General features: G+C 32.1%; 3 protein-coding genes. All 3 read left to right on the top strand.

The features are described 5' to 3' along the window. Positions 1–910 precede the first annotated feature (910 nt). The gene (locus GH681_RS22630; protein WP_153163760.1) at positions 911–1,699 is read left to right on the top strand and encodes a hypothetical protein; all 789 of its coding nucleotides are present in this window, start codon (positions 911–913) and stop codon (positions 1,697–1,699) included. Between the two features lie 102 nt (positions 1,700–1,801). Next, entirely contained in the window at positions 1,802–2,080 is a 279-nt protein-coding gene (locus GH681_RS22625; protein WP_153163759.1) for a hypothetical protein, read from the top strand. Between the two features lie 41 nt (positions 2,081–2,121). After that, on the top strand, positions 2,122–2,628 hold a 507-nt coding region (locus GH681_RS22620), incomplete at its 3' end, for a hypothetical protein (RefSeq protein WP_153163758.1).

Raw genomic sequence — 2,628 nt, 5'->3', positions numbered from 1 at the left:
GCTATAGAATCTAGAAATAGAATAATTGAGGATCTATATTCTAATCCAGCTTATATGGAAAGAGCTAGATAGATTTAGAATACTTATGGTGATAATTATGCTCAAGTATACGAAGATATAATTAATTAGTATAACACTAATTATTGGAATTTGCCTAATCCTGTTATAAAACAATTAGATGCTAAGGCTAAAATGCAGGCTAAGGATGCAGCTGTAAATAGGTATATTACTAGAAGACAACCAGCAGGATATGATGATTTTGAATATTAGATAAATAGAAATCTTACAGAGATAGATTATCCTACTACTAGACATGAATTAGGACACTATGTAGATTTCAATTTAGCTAAAAGTTCAAACCCCGATTATAGCAACTCTATGTTTGCAGAGTTAAAAAGAGATTTATCAAAATAGAAGAATCCATTATTTCCAGATAAAACTGATTATTATAGCAAAGGTACAGAATAGAAGTCTTATATGAATACTCTTAGAGAGTATATGTTTAAGACTGGTATGATTAATAATATAGGAGATAAGGTAACTTCTAGATAGATTAAGAAAGCTATAAGATCCTTGCCTAAAGATATGAGATCTATTGAAGCTGCTTATCTTCAATTTGCTACACCTGGATAGTATACAAAATGGTTTAACAAGATACCTTTACTTGGTACTTATCCAATAGTAAATAAACAATTTTAGAATTATGAAGAAGATAAAGATAAAGCCAGAGAATAGAGGTAAGTTCAATGCAACTAAAAAGAAAACAGGAAAGACAACTGAAGAGCTAACTCACAGTAAGAATCCTGTAACAAGAAAAAGAGCAATATTCGCTTAGAATGCTGCTAAATGGAATAAAGGTAAAAAGAAGAAAAAATAAATCTAATTAAATATTTTAATTATGGATAAAAAAATGACATTAGGTGGATTTGAAGCTGTACTAGATAGCTTTATCCCTAATCCAGACGGTGGTTTTAGAAATTCAAATGTTGATGAAAACATTAATGTTAACGCTGATGAATTTGAATCACTAGACGATGAAGAATTGGAAGATATTAAAAATAACAATATCGAAGTAAAGAATAAGAAAGAAAAACCAGTAGAAGAACAAGATACTGAGGAAGAAGAAATTGAAGAAGAAGATATTGAAGATAAATCAAAACGTAAGCCTGGTAGACCTCGTAAAGAAGAAACTATTGAGGAAGAAACAGAAGAGGAAGAAGAGGTTGAAGATAATAATGAAGAAAATGTTGTTACTAACTTCTTTGACGCTATGGCTGAAAAACTCAATTGGGAATTTGAAGAAGATGAAGATAAACCCAAAAGTGTTGATGAGTTAATTAATTACTTCCAAAATGTCATTGAAGAAAATAGTAAGCCTGAATACTCTAGTGAAGAAGTTGAAGCACTAGATAATTTCGTAAAACAAGGTGGAGATTTAAAGAAGTATCTGACTATTGATGCTGAGTTAGATTTAGATGATATTGATATTGAAGATGAAGCTAATCAGAAATTGGTAGTAAAACAATTACTTAAAGAAAAAGGGTTCTCTACTAAGAAGATTGATAAGTTAGTAAGTAGATACGAAGAAGCTGGATTACTTGAAGATGAAGCGCAAGACGCTTTAGAAGATCTGAAAGAGATTAAAGAAGAAAGGAAGAAACAGCTATTAGAGGATCAGAAAAAGGCTTATCGTGAATAGTTACAGAGACAACAGCAATTCTATGATAACGTTGTTAGCGAAATAAAAGGCTTAAAGAATATACGTGGTATTACAGTCCCTGAAAAAGATAAAAAGGTTTTAATGGATTATATACTTAAGCCAGACACAGACGGTAAAACAAAGTACCAAAAGGACTATGCTAAGGGTGGTGTTAAGAATCTGATAGAATCAGCATACTTTACAATGAATGCTGACAAACTTATTGAAGCCGCTAAACGTGAAGGAAACAATTCAGCTATTGATAAGTTTAGACGAAGTTTAAAATCTAGTAGTATTACTACTAAATCTAGAAAACAAGCTACGGGTTCTGATGATGATCCAATTTGGTTCTCAGCTGCACGACAACTGCGTATATCATAATAATTAATTATTAAATAAAAAAATTAAATTACTAGTATTTTATGGATAATAATATTCTTAATAACCTCCAATTATACAAAGGTAAATGGTTTTCTGATTTGATCGACACTAATAAGATTAGTCTCGCTTCTCAGCAAAGACCCTATGAGGTATCTACTATCCTGTCATACGTATTTGGTACTAAAGATAATGGTTACAGTACTTCTCTTGATATGTTGACAGGTGGTCTTGGAAATGTAATGACTATTGATCAGCCTTCATTTGAATGGGGTGTTATGATCGACCAAGATAGAGCTGTTACAATTCGTGACGCTAAATGGAATGGTGCTGCAATTAGTGAAAATTCTACTCCAGGTTTGGGTAATACTCCTATTACTTTGTGGTTGGAAGATGCATGGTTTGGTCCTGGTGCTACTATCGAATTTGATGATAAGAGTCAAGCACGTATTCAGGACGCTCCGTATCAAGATGGCAACCTGTATGTTTATACAGTATTTGTATCTAATGGTAGTCCCGCTTCTTATATTGACCCTGCCGTTTTAGCTTCT

It is taken from the genome of Zoogloea sp. 1C4 (assembly GCF_009469605.1).
GTDB lineage: Bacteria > Pseudomonadota > Gammaproteobacteria > Burkholderiales > Rhodocyclaceae > Zoogloea > Zoogloea oryzae.
This window is presented reverse-complemented; position numbering and strand designations above follow the sequence as displayed.